Source organism: Cloacibacillus sp., from assembly GCF_020860125.1.
In the GTDB taxonomy this organism is placed as follows: domain Bacteria; phylum Synergistota; class Synergistia; order Synergistales; family Synergistaceae; genus Cloacibacillus.
Map to the genome: position 1 here is coordinate 1 of NZ_JAJBUX010000038.1, position 5,220 is coordinate 5,220.

Below are 5,220 nucleotides of genomic sequence, written 5' to 3' on the forward strand. Positions count from 1 at the left end.
ACAGAGCAACACTCCTTCCGTCAGCCGCCAAAAACAGGCGGCCGACACCTCCCTCAGAGAGGGAGGCAAAAGGGCAAAGTCAAAAGCTAAACCGCTATTTATCTTTTTTCCCAGCCTTGTATTTCTTCTGACTCTTTTGCCGATACGTTTGCCCTGATATCCGTCTTATTCGCCGGTGTTTTTGTCCGGATATGGGGTATAATTTGGCGTAAAGTCTGATGAGTGATGTAATGGCTAATACATCACTACTTTAATACAAGATATAGTATAATTGTGATATAGGTCCGCGTTTTTTCGCGAGTATAAAGTCGTATAAGTCAGGCTTGTACGGCTATGCAGATAGATTGCTTTATAAGTACGATAATTGAAAGGAGTGCTTTTTTATGTCAGAATCAAACAGTCTGTGGAAGGCGTACCGTTTCCCGATAATCCTTCTTTGCGCCATCGCGATCGGCTGTGTCATCGGCGCCGTGATGGGCAAGGACGCCCTGGTGCTCAAACCTCTTGGAGATATCTTTATCAACGCGATGTTTATGGTGGTCGTGCCGCTGGTCTTTACGACGATCTGCAGCGCCGTTGCCTCTATGTCCTCGATGGAGCGTCTCGGAAAGGTAATGCGTTCGCTGGTCATCGTTTTCCTGGTCACGGGAGCCGTCGCTGCCATCCTGATGCTCATCACCGTCACCCTCTTCCCGCCGGCGCAGGGCGCCAATATCCAGATGGAGGCCGCGGGCGAGATACAGGCATTCAGCACGCCGGACCAGATAGTCAAAGCCTTCACGACCGACGACTTTGTTAATCTGCTTTCGCGCCGGGCGATGCTGCCGCTGATCCTCTTCACGATCTTCTTCGGTTTCTGCCTCCAGTCGCTTGGCGAACGGGGACGCGCGATCGGACGCGGCATCTCCGTCGTCGCCGACGCGATGCTGCAGATGGTCAAGTATCTCATGTATTACGCCCCGATCGGTCTCGGCGCATATTTCGCGACGCTCGTCGGCGACTACGGCCCGCAGCTGCTGGGAGCCTATTTCCGCGCGATGGTTGTCTATCATGTCGCCACCTTCGGATATTTCTTCATCGCCTTTACCATCTACGCCTGGTGGGCCACAGAGGGACGCGGCGTGAAGGTTTTCTGGAGCAAGATAATCGCGCCGGCGCTCATGGCTCTCGGCTCAGGCAGCAGTACGGCGACGCTGCCGGTCAACCTTGAGGCGGCCTCAGATATGGGCATTCCGCGCGATATCAGCGAGATCGTGCTGCCGATAGGCGCGACGGCCCATATGGAGGGTTCCTGCCTCTCCGGCATCCTCAAGATAGCCTTCCTCTTCGGCATCTTTGGTCTGCCCTTCACGAGTCTCGGTACGATGGCGACGGCGGTGGCGGTGGCGGTGCTCTCCGGCGTCGTTCTCTCCGGCATCCCCGGCGGCGGTCTGGTTGGCGAGATGCTTATTGTCAGCCTTTACGGCTTTCCGCCCGAGGCCTTCCCGATCATCGCGACGATCGGCTTCCTCGTCGACCCCGCGGCGACGATGGTCAACGCTACGGGCGACACCTGCTCCGCGCTGATGATTTCGCGTCTTGTCGAGGGTAAAAACTGGTTCGCGAAGGCAAATGTGACGAACCTCTAGCAGCTGTATAAGTTATTAGAAAGAGAGCGCCCCGCTGCCGGTTAAGAGCGGGGCGCTTTTTTGTGCCTTGTTGAAGGCAGAGGGCGAGACTATCCGTCCGTATGCGTCCGGTATAAAGGAAAAAGGCCCAGCGTTGGAGGCCGCGTCCGCGGCGCTGGTATGTCTGTCCGATAGGCCTGGATACCTCCTGCGTATGGTCGCGGGGTATCTTTGCCGGTGCTTACGATAGGTGGACTCCCGCCTAGCGGGAGGAGCGCGCCAACTGCCTCCGAATCTCTTCGAAGGCAGCGGGCATCGCTTTGTGTGTGGTGTGGGTTTTATAGAAGGGTTTTGGGAGAAACCTTGTCTATCTTATTTGACTTCTTTCTTTGGCGGATGGCAGAGGGGCGATCCGGCACAGCTTCCGCAGCTTCCGCCGCAGCCGCAGGAACTTTTGCCCTCGCGCCTGTTTTTGTTTATCTTCATCAGGATCGCGACCACCGCCGCGAAGAGGAGTATGCTTATTACAATTGTGGCAATCATCTGAGAATCACCCTCCTAATTTTTTATTGGTCAGTTTGCGCTGGCCGGACGAACTTTTCCGTCTATAGAGTAATTTTTCTTAGCGGGACGCACCAGCAGGTAGATCCCGAAGAGCAGCAGCGCGGCGGCGATTATCGACCAGACGGTGACGCTCCTGCCCTCTGCGACCAGACCCAGCTGGTAGACGATGAAGGCCATCGCGTAGGCGAAGCCGGTCTGGTAGCCTATCGCGATGCAGGTCCATTTCGCGCTGTTCATCTCGCGTTTGATTGCTCCCATCGCCGCGAAGCAGGGGGCGCAGAGAAGGTTGAAGACCATGAAGGAGTAGGCGGCGAGCGGTGTGTAGTGGGCCGCAAGCTGCCGCCAGATCTCTTCTCCCTCTTCGGAGACCTCGGCGAAGCCAAAGAGGATGCCGAAGGTGCCGACGACGTTTTCTTTAGCGACAAGTCCCGTGAAGGCGGCGACGGCGGACTGCCAGGTACCCCAGCCAAGGGGCGCGAATATCCAGGCGATTGAACGTCCGATAGAGGCAAGGAAGCCGTCCGAAAGGTCCTCGACCATCACGATGTGTCCGTCGGCGTAGCCGAAACTGGAGGTAAACCAGGCGAATATCGTTGAGAGGAGGATCACCGTTCCCGCCTTCTTGATGAAGCTCCAGCCGCGCTCCCACATGCTGCTTATGACGTTGAAGAGGGATGGCATGTGGTAGTCGGGAAGTTCCATGACAAAGGGCGCGCTCTCGCCCGCGAAGAGGGCGGTCTTTTTGAGGATCAGCCCGGATATTATTATTGAGCCGATGCCGACGAAGTAGGCACTCGGGGCTACCCACCAGGTGCCGTTGAAGAGCGCTCCCGCGATGAGGGCGATGATCGGCAGCTTCGCGCCGCAGGGCATGAAGGTGGCCGTCATGATCGTCATTCGCCGGTCGTGTTCGTTTTCTATCGTGCGCGAGGCCATGATGCCAGGGACACCGCAGCCCGTGGCGACGATCATCGGGATGAAGGACTTGCCGGAGAGGCCGAAGCGGCGGAATATCCGGTCAAGGATGAAGGCGACGCGCGCCATATATCCGGAGTATTCGAGGACCGCCAGCAGGGCGAAGAGGACGAGCATCTGCGGCACGAAGCCGAGTACCGCGCCGACGCCCGCGATGATCCCGTCTAGGATCAGGCTCTGGAGCCAGCCGGCCACATTCAGCGCCGCGAGGAACCCTTCGACCGCCGGCGGGATGATCTCGCCGAAGAGGACGTCGTTTGTCCAGTCGGTTACGAAGGCTCCGACGGTCGTCACCGAGATGTAATAGACCGCAAAGATGACCGCCGCGAATATCGGCAGCGCCAGCACGCGGTTCGTCACAATGGCGTCTATCTTGTCCGTCATCGTGAGGCGCGGTCCGCTCTGTTTCTTGTGCGACTCCTTGATCAGCGTGGTGATGTAGGCGTATCTTTCGCTGGTGATGATGCTCTCGGCGTCGTCGTCATATTCCACCTCGCAGCGTTCTCTGACGGCGGCCGCCCTCTCGATGCCGCGAGTGTTGTCTTTCAGCTCATCCAGCACCTCAGGGTCGCCCTCGAAGAGTTTTATGGAGTACCAGCGGATGCGGTCGGCGGGCAGGGTGTCGGCGAAGGCCATCTCTACCTCCGCGAGCGCCTTTTCAACGGAGCCCTGGAAGATCCGCTTCGACACGGGGGCTGTTTTTTCCTCCGCGGCGGCGCAGGCCTCTTTAATGAGTGTGTCGATTCCCGTACCTTTGAGGGCGGAGATTTCGACCACGGGGAGGCCAAGCTTCTTGGAGAGCTTGGCGCAGTCTATCGATTCGCCCCTCTTCTTCACGACGTCGATCATGTTGATCGCCGCCACGACCGGAATGGAGAGCTCCGCGAGCTGCGTCGTCAGGTAGAGATTACGCTCAAGGTTGCTGCCGTCGATGATGTTGATTATCGCGTCAGGAGCCTCGTCTCTAAGGTAATTCCTGGCGACGCGCTCCTCGGGGCTGTAGGGAGAGAGGGAGTATATGCCGGGGAGGTCGATGATCCTTACCTCTTTATTACCGCGAAGGACCCCTTCTTTCTTTTCCACCGTGACGCCCGGCCAGTTGCCGACCGACTGGTTGGCGCCTGTGAGGGCGTTGAATAAAGTCGTCTTGCCGCTGTTCGGGTTTCCGGCGAGAGCAATTTTTCTGATCATGCCAATTCCTCCTGTGGTTAGCAAAAACTAACCTGAATAAGATTTAAAAATGCGTAAGACGCACAATCCCACGCATAGCTTTAAATAATAGGCTCTACCTCGACCATCTCTCCCTCGGACTTCCTTAGAGAGAGCTCGTATCCGCGTATCGTGACCTCGATCGGGTCGCCGAGCGGAGCCATCTTCAGTACGTCAATGCGGCTTCCCTTGGTGATGCCCATGTCAAGCAGACGCCGTCTCAGCGCGCCCGTACCGTGTACCCTTACGACATTGACGGATTCTCCGGGCTTTGTCTCTTTCAGAGTTTTCATAACTGGTCCTCTCCTTGTCAAATCATGATTTTAAGGGCGATGTCTTTATTTATAGCGACTCTCGAGCCCTTGATGCTGACAATAAGATTGCCGGCATTTTTTGATATGATCACGACTTCGGCTCCGGGGACAAAGCCAAGTCCCTCAATAAACTGCCTCTGAGTGCCCTCGCCGCCGATTCGTTTAATTCCGTAGGCCATGCCGGCATCGGCCATCATTAAAGGCATCATAGATATTACCTCCGTCTCCCGTAAGGTGGTTAGATACCACTAACTTATTTACGCCACTAAGATTAGCATGAGCTAATAGTTTTGTCAACCTTTGAAATGATTTTAAATAAAAAGTAATGGCAGGTCAGAGACTAGAAAACAGTCTGCGTTTTTTCAGAGGGGGTGCTGGCCGCGGGAAATACATCCGCGCTGCGGGACTGTTAATAAATGAAGGCGAGGGGCGAAACGGAAGTAATGGCCGGAGGGAGAGAACTCCGTCCGGCCATTTTGAAGAAGGGGTATATTTGAATGAGTAATATATATTGAAAAGCCGTTGTTATTTACCTGGCTCTATGATCTTGT

The 5,220-nt window shown here is 55.9% G+C and carries 5 protein-coding genes; 1 reads left to right on the forward strand and 4 read right to left on the reverse strand.

Annotated elements, in window-relative coordinates:
- Nucleotides 1–383: 383 nt before the first annotated feature.
- Nucleotides 384–1,628, forward strand: coding sequence for a dicarboxylate/amino acid:cation symporter (locus LIO98_RS05005; protein WP_291953736.1), 1,245 nt, complete (start codon nt 384–386; stop codon nt 1,626–1,628).
- A 351-nt stretch (nt 1,629–1,979) separates the two neighbouring features.
- Here the strand turns inward: LIO98_RS05005 and LIO98_RS05010 are convergent, their stop codons facing one another.
- The 4 genes from LIO98_RS05010 to LIO98_RS05025 all read right to left on the reverse strand — a co-directional run bounded on the left by LIO98_RS05010 (nt 1,980) and on the right by LIO98_RS05025 (nt 4,878).
- Nucleotides 1,980–2,150, reverse strand: a complete 171-nt coding sequence (locus LIO98_RS05010; RefSeq protein ID WP_084002525.1) for a FeoB-associated Cys-rich membrane protein — start codon at nt 2,148–2,150, stop codon at nt 1,980–1,982.
- 30 nt (nt 2,151–2,180) lie between these two features.
- Nucleotides 2,181–4,337: a ferrous iron transport protein B gene (feoB, locus tag LIO98_RS05015; protein ID WP_291953737.1), complete on the reverse strand. Its 2,157-nt coding sequence runs from the start codon at nt 4,335–4,337 to the stop codon at nt 2,181–2,183.
- An 80-nt stretch (nt 4,338–4,417) separates the two neighbouring features.
- The gene (locus LIO98_RS05020) at nt 4,418–4,648 is read right to left on the reverse strand and encodes a FeoA family protein (protein WP_291953738.1); all 231 of its coding nucleotides are present in this window, start codon (nt 4,646–4,648) and stop codon (nt 4,418–4,420) included.
- A 17-nt stretch (nt 4,649–4,665) separates the two neighbouring features.
- Nucleotides 4,666–4,878 carry a FeoA family protein gene (locus LIO98_RS05025; protein WP_291953740.1) on the reverse strand — a complete coding sequence of 71 codons (213 nt, stop codon included), beginning with the start codon at nt 4,876–4,878 and terminating at the stop codon, nt 4,666–4,668.
- Nucleotides 4,879–5,220: the final 342 nt, after the last annotated feature.